This is a genomic window from Shewanella sp. Actino-trap-3, from assembly GCF_002836275.1.
Lineage (GTDB): Bacteria > Pseudomonadota > Gammaproteobacteria > Enterobacterales > Shewanellaceae > Shewanella > Shewanella psychromarinicola.
The window spans coordinates 4,288,444-4,303,837 of the sequence record NZ_PJCE01000001.1 but is presented as its reverse complement, the minus strand read 5'-3'; the positions used below and the strand labels follow the sequence as shown (position 1 = coordinate 4,303,837).

Below are 15,394 nucleotides of genomic sequence, written 5' to 3'. Positions count from 1 at the left end.
TATTCTCAATTAATCACTAAATTCAACACTATTATCCTGATTTTAAGTACAATATGATTGCCAAATATTGAGGACCGGATAATGGATATTAATGAAAATGTACTAAATGGTCGTATAACATTGAAAATGCTACGTTATTTTTATGCCGTGTCTCAATGTATGCATTTTGGACAAGCTGCAGAACAGCTTAATATTTCAACATCGCCCTTAAGTGCTCAAATTAAAGCCTTAGAGTCGGTGCTTGATGTGACCTTATTTGAGCGAACGACCCGCCATGTTCAGCTCACTGAAGTGGGTTTGATATTAAAACAGGAGTGTGCACTATTATTCGATATGTTTAGTGATTCGGTAAACAAGGTGGCTAAGGCGGGGCGGGAGTTAGATAACACAATCAACATAGGGTTAATGAGCTCGGTCTTTTGGACCGGTTTCGGCACAGTTCTAAGAGAGTTCAAAAAGCGTTATCCGCAATATACCTTTAATTTTATTGAGTTATCGCCAGAGATGCAGAAACAAGCGTTAAGCGAGCATCGTATCGATATAGGATTAGCCCGATTCGCTGATACCCGTAACATTTATCCACTGAGTGAAAGGCTTTTATACGCAGAACCCATGTGTGTTTTGGTGTCGGATGAGCATCCATTGAAAATGAAACAAAGTCTCAGTATGGATGAGCTTATTAATCAAGAGTTTGTGTTTATGAAGCGTACTAACTCTGCATCCACCGATATGATTATTGAGCGACTTTTAGACAGCGGCTTTTACCCTAAGGTGACTCAGGAAGTTATTGAGCCTACGACCTTAATGGCTGTTGTGGCGACGAGCACTATGGTGTCGATTGTGCCTCAAAGTTATCGTCAACATCAATGGCACAATGTGTGTTTTATTCCGTTAAAAGAGGCTATTCAAGCCGATATTTACGCAATTTATGACAGCCGGAGTGAAAGAGAGTCCGTGAATGTATTTTTAGCAGAAATACCCGCTTTACTGAGTTTACAAAATATCAATTAGCGAATGAATTCGAATAGGTGTCCCGCTCAAATGTTGAGGATTTAATCCGCTTAATCTAGGCGGCAGAAATGGGGGGCTTTTGTGAGATGGTATTACATCATGTCTTCAGTTCTGTCTTTGTTCACGTCAGGTTCCCGTTCCATTTTGGCCAGTCATCATTGGTTACAGCTCACTCGTTATATCGACAATCAAGGATATACCTTGTTCCATGTCACCCAGAGACCTTGAGGCTGAATAATCGTTGGCCTGTTTGTGATGTCTGAGGCTAATGTAGTCGGCCAAGAACACAAACTCATAAACAGTAAACCTAGCACGTCCTATTTGATTAATGAGAAGTGAACGGCGTAAAAAATCAGGCCATTTTTCGGTCTTAAGTCAATTTGGACACGCTGCGGTCTACTGGCAACCCTTTTGAAATAGTACTAGCCAAATTGTTGGTGGTAAGCAACCATAAAATCTTCTCTTATCAGCTGCTCTAATTGTATAGCGCGTTCAGTGGGGCAAAAAATCATTATATGAACATTCTGTTCACCATTTATGCCACTAGTGATATGAATATGCGGTTCGCTGCCCGGTAAATCGACACCTGCATGTTTTTCTATAACGCCGTTGTAGCGCTTTGCCACTTCAATAAAGTCTTCGCAGTGATCTTCTATTTGACGGGTTAGCTCAGGAAAAAGCTTATAAAGGTTAACAAACTCGACCACGGTAATCGTAATGTTATGGTAAACGTAGCGTTTCATAAAGTTGAGGTTTTTGACCGCATAGGTAAAAAACATACTGTTTGGCAACGTCGCGGTTTTTCCTGTGTAATGGTATTGACCCTGATCCAGATCGATCTCTTGGATCACTGTGGCCATTAAGTTGTGTTCAATCACTTCACCATATATTTTGCCAACTTCAATCCAATCACCTATCACAAACGAACGAGAACTGGCTCGTTGTATCGAGCCAGTAAAGCAAAGAATAATCTCTTTTGAAGCTATCACTAAAGCAATGGCAATAGCGGTAACTGACAGGGCAAACTTGCTGACTTCGGATTGCCAAAGCATGAACAAAATAACCAGGATTAAAATGAATGTGCCATTTTTAGTACGTGACATCCATTTACGTTGCACATCAGAAAGAAAAGCCACATCGCCACGAATACTTGAAATGATAAAGCGCTTAATCACTGAAATAAGCATTACTATCAACACAGTTAATAATAATTTGTGTTCGAGAAAGAAATCGACTATTGATACAATTTTATCTACCAAACCTGCTACCTATATTGTTATTTTTTAATACTGATGGTGCTGAATCGCTATGATTCTGGGCCGACACTCTATGGGGAATGTTACCAGAAAACAAGGTGATTTTCAGATAACTAATAGGGGGGCTAACGTTGGGATAGATCGAGTTATTAAAGCAACTGCGGGAGATCCAGCCCAAGTCAAACCAAGCGAGTGGAATAACCCCTTTAGCGCTGTGGAGTTGAAAGTATTGAAGCGTTTTAAGCAACTAAATACGGAAGCGATTATTCACGGATCTAACGCCATGTTAAGCAAGACAAAAAATATCGAAATACTGACAGACATTGGGCTATCGATACCCACCAAACCAGCTCTTAGGCTAATTTGAACTTATTGACTAACAAATTGAGATGATCATTTGCAGTCGAAAGGTGTTGAGTACTCACTGCGGTTTGCTTACCATTTTGCAACAACTCAAGCGCCATAGTTTCGATGGTGTGTATATTTCGACTAATTTCACTGGTTACTGCACTTTGCTCCTCAGATGCAGTGGCTATTTGACCGCCTAAATCGTTAATGTTTAAGATAGAACTTGTCATTGAATCAAGGTTAGAGGTCACTCTAAAGGTGTTATCTGCCACCTTCTGACAGCTCTGCTTAGTCTCAATCATCACCTTTACTGCCGACGAAGCGTCATCTTGTAACCTTATTAAGATCTGGTCAATTTGAGCTGTACTCGATTGGGTACGAGAGGCGAGTGAGCGCACTTCATCAGCGACAACGGCAAAGCCTCGCCCTTGTTCTCCTGCACGTGCGGCTTCTATTGCAGCATTGAGTGCCAACAGATTGGTTTGATCAGCTATCCCCTTAATTACGCTTAAAATCGATACGATTTGGTCGGTATTCTCGCTCATAGTATTAATCTTGTCGGTCGCCGCATTCATATCTTCTACAAGGGCTATTACGCTATTTGATGCATCAACAACGTTGATTTTAGAGGCTTTAGCTTCTTCGTTGGCTTGCTGGGTGCTCGATGCAGTTTGCGCTGCACTGTTAGCCACCGCCTCTGCTGAGCTGTTCATCTGAGTGATTGCGGTAGCTGCGAGACTCGTTTCTGAACTGTGGTTGTTCAGAGCAATGCTGTTACTTTCTGATTGACGGTTAAGTTGTGTGATGCCTTCAGTAATGTCTTTGGATGAACGGGATATATCAAGCATCATGGTTTGAAGGTAACCAATAAAATTATTAACTGAATGGCTTATATCTCCAAGCTCATCATGATTAATGATTTCCAATCGGGAGGTGAGATCGGCTTCGCCAGTGGATAAGGTGTCTATACGTGTTTTTAACACCACCATATCGGTGATTAGTTTGCTTATAAGCCAGACACAGAAAATGAGTGCAACGATGATAATGATGCTTGCCACTGCAATACTCTGGAAAATTTTGTTGTCGAATATCTCACGAGTACCATCCGTAAGGCCCTGTTGAATCGAGGTCACATCAGACTCGTAGGTTCCCGTTCCTATAATCCAGCCCCATTGAGGTAGGATCTCTCTGACGTATGAAATTTTTGTTTTATTCACATTCGTTAAAGAAGAAAACTCAGAGAGCAGAACAAAGGCATCAGATTTTCCCTCTAAGACTTGGTTAACTTTAGCGGTGTTGTTTGTCTGAGTACCAATAAGATCTGTTTGCGAGTGAGCCAGAATATTACCGTTTAGATCCTGCACCCAAAATTTACCATTTTTACCATATTTTGCTGCCATTATAGTTTGTAGAGCAGCAGTGACATTCCCCTGCTTTAGCGTGCTGATGTACTCACCCGTAGCAATCACTAAATTAAGCGGTTCAAAATAGAAAGAAGCTGATATTTTTTCTTCGATCTGTCCTGTTGATGGGTTTGAAAAGAAGTAGTTGGTGAAACCTATCTTGTTTTCCTTGGCGGCTGCAACAATATTACGGGCGTAATAGTTGCCTTTTTCATCGATAGCATCACGACTATTTCCCATTGAAACGCTGCCATTGCCAGCGGCTTCATTCGTTAAAGTATCTGCATCATAGGCAAACAGATAACGGCCCTTTCCCCATTGGTATTCATTGATGAAGGTATAGATCATCATATCGGGGTCATCGGTGAGATTATTTTCATACAGGTTATTAATTGTATTACGCAACATGACAATCTCATCGCTCAGGCCCAGCCTAATATTTTCGACTTTGGACTGTTGATAGAAATCATTAACTGAACGGCTAAGAGTATCCACCTGACCGATAAGGTTATCCTTTACTAAACTTTCGACTTTATCATTGATATTAAGCTTTTCTTTTTTAAGAACAGCCTGTTCAACCATGAACATGTTGACGATAAAAAAGCTAGATACAAGGATTAGTAAAGTACCTACTAATATGATTAATTTAGCTTTAATAGTATTTATCATAATAAAACCTTAGATAAGCTCAATAGTACATAAGAAAAATCTAATGGCATTAGGTGATAAAAAACAGCTAAGTTCAACATGGGTGTTGCAGGAGTGTGATCTAGGCGTTAACGCATTAGAAAAAATGCGAGCTAATTAACAAAATACAATCCAAGCATTCATCATTAATAATACATTTTAAAAAAAACTGACTAATCTTGGGTGATAATTTAAGTAGCAGTAGCTGTGCCCAAGAAGTACTGACTCAATGGCATATAAATGAAAACAAATACATTCACTATAAATATTGAGGGGTTGTTGAGCATCAAGCTCACGTAAAGTGGCATAGTGAATTTGGCCACCGAATAACAAATCGACTATAAGAGCCCCCCTAGTGTTTAACAAAGAAGCCATACTTATAATAATGCGAACTATTGAATTTTTAACTTTGGCGCTAACAAATTTATGCTCCAAAGCTTATTAGCCTTTGGGCTTTCCCCCCGAGTAATACCTAAACCATTTTGATATTTAAATCTACTATAGGCCATCAATCCAATGGCATTAATCAGACCATATATGGCTTTTTTCAAATAGTATTCAAGCACAAGGATACGTCTAGCGCGTACTCAATAACACCGGGAACTGCTACACTGCTGTTGGTTATTTTTTAATTTAAGATCAATTTTTATGCAGCGCCCTCCTCTACGTCAAGCCAAAACCATCGATAACGTTTTTAATAGCGCCTATTGGCACCTTGGCCAACAAGATTTTACCATTAATGAAATTCGCACCAAGCTTGAGCGTAAAACAGAAAATCAACAATGGATTGAAACCGTACTGGCCAAACTCATAGAGAACGGTTATTTAAAAAATGACAATGACTTTGCGGTACGCTATTGCGAGTTAGCCTTTAGAAATGAACTCGGTACCAGCGCGATAAGACGTAAATTACAACTGCGCGGTGTACCCGTTACCGTGATTGATACCGCGATAGAGCAAGTGATGTACGAGCAAAAAGTCGATGCCTTTGCGATGGCCACATCTAGGCTACTAAGGCGATTTGTTAACTTTTATGGCACCAGCAGAGAAAAAGTCTACACCCAAATGACCACAAAAGGGTTTTCTCGGGCCGAAATAGATCACGCATTAGCACAACATCCTGAACGTGAAACACTGCGCAGTAAATTAGCCATAAAAGCAGACAAAGTTGACTTAACCACTGAAATAATCAAACTATTTAACAAAGGCAAAGGCAAAACCCTCATCTTGCAAGAACTAAAACAGCGACTGATTGATGTGAGCGACTTTGAAGATACGGTGTACCAATTAACGTTAACAGAGGATGTCGATTTTTATCAAAGCTGTAAAAATGAGCTGGCGAAAAAGCGCTATGACTTATCAATCTATAAAGAAAAGTCCAAAGCCTATGCCTATTTATCCCGTAAAGGGTTCGGCAGTGATGAAATAAAAGAAGCAATGGATTCAGACGATGACTAACAAAACACAAGATTGCCACCCAAGATTATTGCTGCAAAATGCGGTCAATTTGTGCATTTAAATAGCCATAAAAGGCTATCGCAATCAATAACTCTAGCCATTATGATATTGATTTATAATTATGGGTGGCGGCATAACTATCTGTGTCATAACGATCTACTTCATAAATATCTTGAAAAACACCGACTCTCTACTTCATAGCTCTCGGCTTCATAAATAATGATATATCATTATAATTCTGTTTTTATATCCCATAGATAATCTTGATGACTAGTGCAAATTTCACTAAATTCGGCACTGTGTTTATTGTCTTTATCATAAAGGGTATCAAGGATATTTTTTTGTGCTTTTAATAAATCAGAATAGTTATCTGCGGTGGCCGTTTGCAATCTACGGTATTTCCCGCCAACGACATGAGATAACCAACCCCAGGATGTGAGTTTTCCTTTACCGACTTGAGCATTGAATACTGGAGCAAAATGTTCTTTGACAATAGCATCTGCTTTTTCTTCTCCCGAAAAACTACATTCCATGTAAACAGATAAGCTTACTTTTCCACGCGTTTCGCCCCCCAAAGTAGGTCGACTCCCGGTCACATACTTCCAAATATAATCTTCATGAGATTGACAACCACGTCCAAGGGCATCAGTATTTTTTCCCAAAACAGCTTCAAATTTTTTGTTCATCGTCTCTTGTGCAGCAAATAATGAATCTATACTCGGTGCTGAATGGTATAAAATTCGACGCCATTCGCCTCCGGTATGATGCTTCAGCCAACCCCAACTCGCTATGGTGCCATTGTTAACACCATCATTATATATGGGGGCATAGGCTCTTTGAACTAGCTCGTCTACAGCGGATTCTTGCTCAGGTATGCATTTAAAATAGGTTGAATAAACATACATTTCGGGCTCTTCTTCGGCAGCACATAGCGCTGTGAAAGAAAATAGCAGTACGCCTATAAATTTTGGTAGAACGTTAAAAGGGTTCATATTGAATCATCCTTAACTATTTCTAGTAGCATGTTCTAGTAGCATTTCTACTAGATATGAATAAATGAAATGTTTTTCATTCGTATTACCACCAATTAACCATAGTCCAATCAGGTAATTTTATTTAATTAAAATATGATAAAAACCAGGCATAGGATTCAATTCTGGTAAATTAAATATCTTTACATAATTAAATTCAACTGCTTGAGCGAATCAAGCTGCTTAAGTGAATTAACCGGCTTAATCAAGTGTCATTAACGGCTTTGATTGGCCTTGTTGATTAAATCATTGTCTGGGCAAGCTGACCCGTTTCTATTTATGTCGGGTAGACGACATGTCCTTTTTAGCAACTTCATTCAATAAATCCACATCGAAGAGATAAAATACCCTAGTGTAGATGCGACTGCGAGCTTCGATTTCAGGGATGAAATCGCAGAGCGTATAGGGACATATTCACAGCGTCTCGCAGAAATATCTGCACATCCCCCGCTGGGAAGTGATAGATATCAATGAAGGTATAACCTCCACACAAACTGACCAATACCAACTCAGCCAGAAGCTAAATCAAAAAATGTAATCAGCCTTCATTCGAAGGCTAGCCAACTTTGGTCCACTAACAAATTTAGCATTAACGCTTCACTGTCACGTCTTCACAAATACACGGCATAATAGCTAACGATGTTCGACCTCGATAATCGACTACAGCGAGTTAATTTGCCCACTCGCGGCAAACACTGTTATGCCTTCATATCGGCATTGAGTTGCCGGACTAAGGCCGCTGATAAGTTATTGGCAATACATACTGGAGAGTGGTTGTCACTGCAGTGAGTCATTTTATGATGCGGCAGGTAAAACAGCCGGTTACTTTTGTGTGTTTATGGGCGTTGTTTTATCTATGTAACAAAAATTGTTAACTGCTTCCTGTTTCCTTATGGTCGATTGTTGTAAACTCCGCGCCAACAAAAGCTATGTTGGTAAGAGTAAATTTTACCAGACATGTGGATAACAAATTTGTTTACCACAATACTCGCAGGTCACTAACGCTATAAGCGCCAAGTGGATCTCTCACCTAAGTCTATCTCGATTGGGGCTCTACCTGCCATAGCTGTGTCGCCAATGAATGATCATTGGTTAACTCATATTTAAGAGATCAAAAGGTATAATATCTATGAAGTCTGAACAGACTCTCTCTAACTCGACTGCTGCTTCTGATCCATTTTTGGATAGCTATTTCAATATTTCTGCCCGTGGAAGTACCTTAAAACGTGAAGTCATTGCCGGCTTAACGACGTTTTTGGCTATGGTTTATTCGGTAATTGTAGTGCCTAACATGCTTGGCACTGCAGGGTTTGACCCTGCTGCGGTATTTATCGCGACCTGCTTAATTGCCGCTTTTGGTTCGTTACTCATGGGGCTATGGGCTAATTTGCCGATGGCCATAGGGTGTGCAATATCACTCACGGCCTTTACGGCATTTAGTATGGTGCTGGGCCAAGGCATATCCATTCCTGTCACCCTTGGCGCTATTTTCCTTATGGGTGTCGTATTTACCTTTGTGAGTGTCACGGGTATTCGTCAGTGGGTACTGACGAACTTGCCAACCGGTATCGCTCACGGTACGGGTATTGGTATTGGTTTGTTTTTACTGCTTATTGCGACCAATAGCGTGAAATTAATTGTCTCCAACGATGCCGGTTTACCCGTACAGCTTGGTGATATTAATAGCTTACCGGTTATCGCAACAATAATTGGCCTTGCTATGACGATTGGGCTTGAGCGCCGAGGCATGCCAGGTGGCATATTGCTGGTGATTGTCGGACTCTCTGTCTTTGGGTTAATATTTGATCCGAACGTGACATATCAAGGCTTATTTGCATTGCCTAACTTGATGTCGGAAACATCACTGATTGGCCAGCTCGATATTATGGGTGCACTGAATCCAGTGGTACTGCCGATTGTGTTGGCATTGGTGATGACCGCAATATTTGATGCCACTGGCACGATTAGAGCGGTGGCAGGCCAAGCGGAACTTCTTGATGAAAATGACAATATTGTGGGTGGTGGTAAAGCACTGACATCAGATTCTGTCAGCAGTATTGTTGCTGGCCTAGTCGGCGGTGCCCCTGCGGCCGTTTATATTGAATCCGCTGCAGGAACCGCTGCAGGTGGCAAAACGGGCCTGACCGCTACCATAGTTGGCTTGCTGTTTTTGATGATGATGTTTTTAGCGCCGTTAAGCTATTTAGTGCCGGCTTATGCGACCGCGCCAGCGCTTATGTATGTTGGATTACTGATGCTAAGCAACGTCACTAAGCTTGATTTTGACGATAAAGTGGATGCGATGGCAGGCCTAACCTGCGCAGTATTTATCATTTTAAGCTGTAATATCGTCACTGGGATTATGCTTGGGTTTGTTACCTTAGTGATTGGCCGCATATGCAGCGGCGAGTGGCGTAAACTGCGACTTGGCGTCATCGCCATTACACTCGGTTTAGTCGCGTTCTATCTAGGTGGTTGGGCAATTTAACCCGATAATAGACTCAATAGTGAGGCCAGCCATAGAGGCTGGCCTTTTTATTAGCGGCGGAATACGGTCAAGGCCTAGAAAGACGAGATACTTTCTAGTTACCTACCGTAGCGACTTTCATCTTCAGCAGGTGCTAGGTGATAGCTGGCCGCTAGCAATATGGGCGTTTGACCATAATAGGCGCAGGGGTTACGGAATTCATCGCGGCGCAGCGATACATCTAAGTCCACATCTAGGCCCACATCTAAGTCCATATCTAAGTCCACATCTAAGTCCACATCTAAGTCCACATCTAAGTCCACATCTAAGCCCACATCTAAGCCCACATCTAAGCCCACATCTAAGCCCGCTTCACTTATCCATGTCAGGGCAATCCCCTTGCTTTTAAAGCGCCAGCGTCACAATGAATACACTATAGTGTTAGCTAGACAGCAAAAGCGCTAAGGCCCATAAGCAAACCATTGCCTTGACCAATAGGAGGCATTCACCCTTTCTAGCAATCATAAAACCAAAGATATATCTTAATAACGTAGCCAGTAAAAATAGCTATCCGCATCACTCTTCGCAAAAATCTTGTGTCTCTAACAGTAATTTGGCATAAGGTTCCATCGGAATGTTCATTTCCTGTTGCAACCATTGACCTTTAGCCAGTAGATCTTGTTCTTTTAGCGCGGGAATGTCATTTTTGAATGCAAGAACAATCGTGTTTCCACTATCGACTTCGAAACTGAGTAGTTGGTTGTCAAATACGCCCGCGAGTAATTCATCTAACTCTTCTCGTAAGTTAACTGTCGTATGCCAGATATTAAGCACGAGGACACCTTGTTGGTTCAGTGCCTGTTTACAATCACGCAAGTAGGATTGTTGTACTTGCTTCGGTTCCATGCCCTTAGCGTTGTAGAGATCTGAAAAGATAATATCGCTTTTTATGTCGGTGTGTTTCATGTAGTTCACCGCATCATCTATATGAATACACAGGCGATCCGTGTCGGGTAAGTAAAAATATTCTGTTGCAGTCTTGGCCACGGCTGCACGATATTCGACCGCATGGACCTGCAACTCGGAGAAACTACTGAGTAGGTTTTTTGCCATTGAGCCGGCGCCCAGCCCCATAATCGTGGCAGTTTTTACTGTGGGGATAAACAATAAACCCGCCATCATGGCCTGAGTGTAGCCCAGAGCTAATCCATTAATGTCTTTTAGTTTCATACTACTTTGATAGATTTTCCCATCAAAGCTGAGGATCCGGCTGGTCCTTGTTTGGTAAACATAAATTGGGCCGTGCTCATCGTTTATTGATGAGATGCAGTTTCCTTTGATATCCATGATCTTTTTAATACCTTTTAAATACGGGTATATAACGGGTAGAGCATTATAACGAAAAAGAGGGCTAGGTGTTTCTCGGTGATTTTTTCTGCTTTAATCAATAAAATCCTTTAGCGGACAGCCACTTTTATGTCTTGCGCTATCACGCGACAAAGGACGATGCTTGGATCGGAGATATCTTGTTAACCAAGCCAAGAGGGTCTAGGCCGCGATGAACATCGACCATCTCGTTAAGTATCATAATGAGTGTCGGCTAAATCATTGATAACGGATGGCCAGTATTTAAGCTGAATGTGAATTTAAATTTAAATCTAAATATGAACCGAATATGAAGATAGAAAAACCACTAAGATGCCCAAAATTGTCAGTTGAAATAGGCAAAAATTGCTACCTTGGTAAGCGCTTGGATCACTAGACACGGCACATTTGCTACGGGTACTGGCTGCAGTTCAATGTCAAAAAGCATGTTCGCGGATTTTGCTAGAACACGACACCTCAATGTCGTTGCCATCGAGTCATTTCCGTTAGAACGATATCGCCTAAAAAATCTTAGCGCCAGACACAGATAAAGTTCAGGATTTATACAAAAGTTTGTTATACTCCGCGGCCGCTTATCTATGGCACAAAATTGGCGCTTAATTCAGGCTTAACGTTTTTCAACTATCCTAAGATGTTAATCACGCTAAATTAAGCATAGAATCGACCATTAGATAGGGCTCTAAACCATAAAATTCCAGATTAATTTGCGAACACTTTTTGTTAACTGATGTTGACTGAATCGCATATCAATCGCTTTGTTTTGATGTACATACAGGAACTGCACCATGAAATTTGAATCTTTTAGCTTCGCCCCAGAATTACTACGCGCGATCGCTGAGTGCGGTTATCAAGCTATGACACCCGTTCAACAACAAGCGATCCCTGCGATCCGTCGTGGTGAAGATGTGTTAGCCAGCGCCCAAACCGGTACCGGTAAAACGGCGGCGTTTGCATTGCCTATTTTACAAAAAATGTGTGACACCCCCAAAGAGACGCTACCGTCTAACACTCGCACCTTAATTCTAACGCCAACCCGTGAGCTTGCTGCGCAGGTTGCCGACAATATTAGCGCCTACAGTAAATACCTTAACGTAACGGTATTAACCATTTACGGTGGCGTTAAAATGGACTCTCAATCACAGAAACTTAAACGTGGTGCTGACGTGATTGTGGCTACCCCAGGGCGTTTACTTGAACACATTGTGGCCTGTAACTTAAGTTTATCTAACGTTGAATTTTTAGTCCTGGATGAAGCTGATCGCATGCTAGATATGGGCTTTAGTGCTGATATTAAAAAAATTATCCAAGCGGTAAACAAAAAGCGCCAAAACATGTTGTTTTCTGCGACCTTCTCTACTGAAGTGAAAAAGTTAGCCAATGAGATGCTTAATAAGCCTAAAATTATTGCCGCTGATAAGCAAAACACCACGGCGGACACCGTTAGCCAAGTGGTGTATCCGGTTGAGCAACGTCGTAAACATGAATTATTATCTGAGTTAATTGGCACTAAAAATTGGCAACGTGTCTTAGTGTTCACCGCGACGCGTGATGCGGCAGATAAATTAGTGAAAGAGCTAAACTTAGACGGGATTGTTTCTGGTGTGGTTCATGGCGAGAAAGCCCAAGGTAGCCGTCGTCGTGCACTGCGTGAATTTGTTGAAGGTAAAATTCGCGTATTAGTCGCCACCGAAGTGGCTGCTCGCGGACTCGACATCCAAAATCTAGAATATGTTGTTAACTACGATTTACCGTTTTTAGCCGAAGATTATGTCCACCGTATTGGCCGTACTGGTCGTGCGGGTAAAACCGGTGTTGCCATTTCATTTGTGAGCCGCGAAGAAGAACGCACCTTAGCGGACATTGAAAAATTAATCGGCCAGAAAATCCGCCGGGTCACAGTGCCAGGTTACGAAGTCGGCAGCCGTGAGGTATTGCTTAAGCAAATTGAACAACGCCGTAGCTTTGCTAAAAAGCAACAACGTAGCGATAACGTGGGCGAGCAGATGATTGCCGAGAAAAACATGGATGGACGTCGGGTTAAAGTCGGTAAAGCCAGTAGCACGGTAAAATACAAAAAGATTAAATAGCATCACGCTATTTAATCAACTAGGCGCTTAGGCGCCTTTTTTGTGTTTGGATGAAATTATTTTGTTTATGCTATGGTCTATTGTTGTTGGGACATCACTTCACAAGGACTTACTATGCTAAAAACGCTACTTATCGCTACCGCACTGACCCTAACCAGTTTAGCCAGTGTGGCTAAACCCATTGCCAGTGACGAAAATCATGTAATCCCCCTGCTTAATGGTCATCAAATTCCGGCAATTACACTGCAAGATGTTGATGGAAAAGCGGTTGATCTGAGTCAATTGGTAGCCCAAAAACCCACGGTCTTTTTCTTTTATCGTGGCGGCTGGTGTCCATTTTGTAATTCGCAAATGGGTCAGCTCAAAGCCATTGAACCTAAACTCATTGAGCTAGGTTTTCAGTTGGTGGGGATTTCACCCGACACCCCAGAAAAAATGCGCGCCTCGATAACGACTAAAAAACTGGATTATTTACTGCTGTCCGATGCATCAATGGCCGCTTCACAAGCTTTTGGTTTGGCGTATTACACCAGTGAAAAAACCACCCAGACTTACCAAGCTAAGCTGAATGTCGACAATACCCTGTTTACCACGCCACAAGGTGATAAACGCTTGGTGTTGCCTGTGCCTGCGGTATACGTGGCAGACAAAACCGGCTTAATCCATTTTCAATATGTTAATCCCAACTATAAAGTTCGCCCGGCTCCTGAATTGATTTTAACTGCAGCAGAGCTGTTGGTTAACTAATATCGCCCTGAGCAATCGATTCCAATGGCACAGCCAACATCAGCGATGTAGTCAATGATGTTGGCTTATTCAGCTATTTTTTATCACATGCAGAGCATTTATTTCAAGCATACAAACACCTACTTATCGCCATAAAACACAATCATCGCTCACATTTTATCGCCTTATCCCCCTTGGTTTAGCTAAACAATGCTTTTTCTGTTGGATTTATAACACCATATCTCGTTACACTGTTCTTCATATAAAAATATATCCTATTTAGTAAGGCCGCACATGACCATAGCAACCCCAACGACTTTTGGCACAGCAAACACCCCAGGCACAATCAAAGCGATGTTGTTAGGCTGTGGCGAACTCGGTAAAGAAGTCGCCATAGAATTACAACGTTACGGCATTGAGGTGATTGGGGTCGACCGCTACCCGAATGCACCAGCCATGCAAATTGCTCATCGTTTTCATGTGATCAACATGCTCGATGCCGATGCACTCAAAACGGTTATTGAACTCGAGCAGCCTGACTTGGTGATCCCTGAAATCGAAGCGATTGCGACTAAAACGTTATTGGAACTGGAGCAACAAGGCTTGCGGGTGGTGCCGACAGCAAAGGCGACCCAACTAACCATGGATCGCGAAGGCATTCGACGCTTGGCGGCAGAAACATTAGCCGTGCCCACATCAGCTTACTTTTTTTGCGACAACCAAGATGAATTTGAACAAGCTGTTGCCACCATTGGAATGCCTTGTGTGGTTAAACCTGTGATGAGTTCATCGGGTAAAGGCCAAAGTGTGATTAAGACGGCAAAGCAAATTCAACCGGCGTGGGCTTATGCTCAAGAAGGTGGCCGAGCAGGTCAAGGTCGGGTGATTGTTGAAGCCTTTATTCCTTTTGACTATGAAATCACCTTACTGACCATCAGTGCGGTCAATGGCATCCACTTTTGTGACCCGATTGGCCATAGGCAAGAAGACGGTGATTACCGTGAATCTTGGCAACCACAAGCCATGCCCGCGAAGGTATTGCACAAAGCCCAAGCCATGAGTCAGCGAGTTGTTGAAGCCTTAGGTGGATATGGACTGTTTGGTGTAGAGCTATTTATTAAAGGTGATGAGGTGTATTTTTCTGAAGTGTCACCCAGACCACATGATACCGGTTTAGTCACCTTAATCAGTCAGGATTTGTCAGAGTTTTCCTTACATGTGCGCGCCATTTTAGGCTTACCCATCAGCAATATTGTGCAACACGGTCCCAGCGCCTCTGCGGTTATTCTGGCTGAAGGCACATCAACCAATATCCGTTACCAAGGCATGGCTGAAGCACTCGCGCCTGTTGATACTCAACTGCGTTTATTTGGTAAACCAGACATTAATGGACGCCGTCGTTTAGGGGTAGCGTTAGCCAGAGACAACACGGTTGAAGAAGCCATCGAAAAAGCCAAAACGGTTGCCAGTAAGATTAAGGTATTGTTTTAAGCAAAGCTGGAGTGAACTGGATCAAACTAAAGTTAATTAACAA

The 15,394-nt window shown here is 42.1% G+C and carries 11 protein-coding genes; 6 read left to right on the top strand and 5 right to left on the bottom strand.

All coding sequences use genetic code 11. From position 1 onward, the window contains the following. Positions 1-81 precede the first annotated feature (81 nt). Positions 82-1,011 (top strand): LysR family transcriptional regulator, encoded by a 930-nt coding sequence (locus CXF80_RS18845; RefSeq protein ID WP_101034424.1) that lies wholly within the window; start codon positions 82-84, stop codon positions 1,009-1,011. Between the two features lie 422 nt (positions 1,012-1,433). Here the strand turns inward: CXF80_RS18845 and CXF80_RS18840 are convergent, their stop codons facing one another. Together CXF80_RS18840 and CXF80_RS18830 are read right to left on the bottom strand one after the other, a co-directional pair. Beyond that, positions 1,434-2,270 (bottom strand): mechanosensitive ion channel family protein, encoded by an 837-nt coding sequence (locus tag CXF80_RS18840; protein ID WP_101034423.1) that lies wholly within the window; start codon positions 2,268-2,270, stop codon positions 1,434-1,436. Between the two features lie 350 nt (positions 2,271-2,620). Beyond that, complete coding sequence (locus tag CXF80_RS18830; protein ID WP_101034421.1) at positions 2,621-4,687, bottom strand: methyl-accepting chemotaxis protein; 2,067 nt, start codon at positions 4,685-4,687, stop codon at positions 2,621-2,623. A gap of 666 nt (positions 4,688-5,353) precedes the next feature. On the opposite strand from CXF80_RS18830, the gene CXF80_RS18820 reads away from it, so the two are divergent. Beyond that, positions 5,354-6,163 carry a RecX family transcriptional regulator gene (locus tag CXF80_RS18820; RefSeq protein WP_101034419.1) on the top strand — a complete coding sequence of 270 codons (810 nt, stop codon included), beginning with the start codon at positions 5,354-5,356 and terminating at the stop codon, positions 6,161-6,163. 230 nt (positions 6,164-6,393) lie between these two features. Here CXF80_RS18820 and CXF80_RS18815 read toward each other — a convergent pair whose 3' ends face one another. Next, positions 6,394-7,155 (bottom strand): hypothetical protein, encoded by a 762-nt coding sequence (locus CXF80_RS18815; protein ID WP_101034418.1) that lies wholly within the window; start codon positions 7,153-7,155, stop codon positions 6,394-6,396. A 1,168-nt stretch (positions 7,156-8,323) separates the two neighbouring features. Here CXF80_RS18815 and CXF80_RS18810 point away from each other — a divergent pair. Continuing rightward, complete coding sequence (locus CXF80_RS18810; RefSeq protein ID WP_101034417.1) at positions 8,324-9,682, top strand: NCS2 family permease; 1,359 nt, start codon at positions 8,324-8,326, stop codon at positions 9,680-9,682. Between the two features lie 98 nt (positions 9,683-9,780). Here CXF80_RS18810 and CXF80_RS18805 read toward each other — a convergent pair whose 3' ends face one another. Both CXF80_RS18805 and CXF80_RS18800 read right to left on the bottom strand, forming a co-directional pair. After that, entirely contained in the window at positions 9,781-10,020 is a 240-nt protein-coding gene (locus tag CXF80_RS18805) for a hypothetical protein (RefSeq protein ID WP_101034416.1), read from the bottom strand. A gap of 217 nt (positions 10,021-10,237) precedes the next feature. Then, positions 10,238-11,008: a spermidine synthase gene (locus CXF80_RS18800; RefSeq protein ID WP_101034415.1), complete on the bottom strand. Its 771-nt coding sequence runs from the start codon at positions 11,006-11,008 to the stop codon at positions 10,238-10,240. Between the two features lie 824 nt (positions 11,009-11,832). Here CXF80_RS18800 and CXF80_RS18795 point away from each other — a divergent pair. From CXF80_RS18795 to purT, 3 genes are all read left to right on the top strand, one after another. Beyond that, positions 11,833-13,134 carry a DEAD/DEAH box helicase gene (locus CXF80_RS18795; RefSeq protein ID WP_101034414.1) on the top strand — a complete coding sequence of 434 codons (1,302 nt, stop codon included), beginning with the start codon at positions 11,833-11,835 and terminating at the stop codon, positions 13,132-13,134. A 114-nt stretch (positions 13,135-13,248) separates the two neighbouring features. Beyond that, positions 13,249-13,881, top strand: a complete 633-nt coding sequence (locus tag CXF80_RS18790; protein ID WP_101034413.1) for a peroxiredoxin-like family protein — start codon at positions 13,249-13,251, stop codon at positions 13,879-13,881. Between the two features lie 273 nt (positions 13,882-14,154). Next, a complete protein-coding gene (gene purT / locus CXF80_RS18785; RefSeq protein WP_101034412.1) occupies positions 14,155-15,351 on the top strand; it encodes a formate-dependent phosphoribosylglycinamide formyltransferase in 1,197 nt (398 codons plus the stop codon). The last annotated feature ends 43 nt before the right edge of the window (positions 15,352-15,394 follow it).

Coding starts and splice junctions, on each gene's coding strand:
- purT (WP_101034412.1), top strand. CDS start 14,155: ATGACCATAGCAACCCCAACGACTTTTGGCACAGCAAACACCCCAGGC.
- CXF80_RS18815 (WP_101034418.1), bottom strand. CDS start 7,155: ATGAACCCTTTTAACGTTCTACCAAAATTTATAGGCGTACTGCTATTT.
- CXF80_RS18790 (WP_101034413.1), top strand. CDS start 13,249: ATGCTAAAAACGCTACTTATCGCTACCGCACTGACCCTAACCAGTTTA.
- CXF80_RS18830 (WP_101034421.1), bottom strand. CDS start 4,687: ATGATAAATACTATTAAAGCTAAATTAATCATATTAGTAGGTACTTTA.
- CXF80_RS18810 (WP_101034417.1), top strand. CDS start 8,324: ATGAAGTCTGAACAGACTCTCTCTAACTCGACTGCTGCTTCTGATCCA.
- CXF80_RS18795 (WP_101034414.1), top strand. CDS start 11,833: ATGAAATTTGAATCTTTTAGCTTCGCCCCAGAATTACTACGCGCGATC.
- CXF80_RS18820 (WP_101034419.1), top strand. CDS start 5,354: ATGCAGCGCCCTCCTCTACGTCAAGCCAAAACCATCGATAACGTTTTT.
- CXF80_RS18800 (WP_101034415.1), bottom strand. CDS start 11,008: ATGGATATCAAAGGAAACTGCATCTCATCAATAAACGATGAGCACGGC.
- CXF80_RS18845 (WP_101034424.1), top strand. CDS start 82: ATGGATATTAATGAAAATGTACTAAATGGTCGTATAACATTGAAAATG.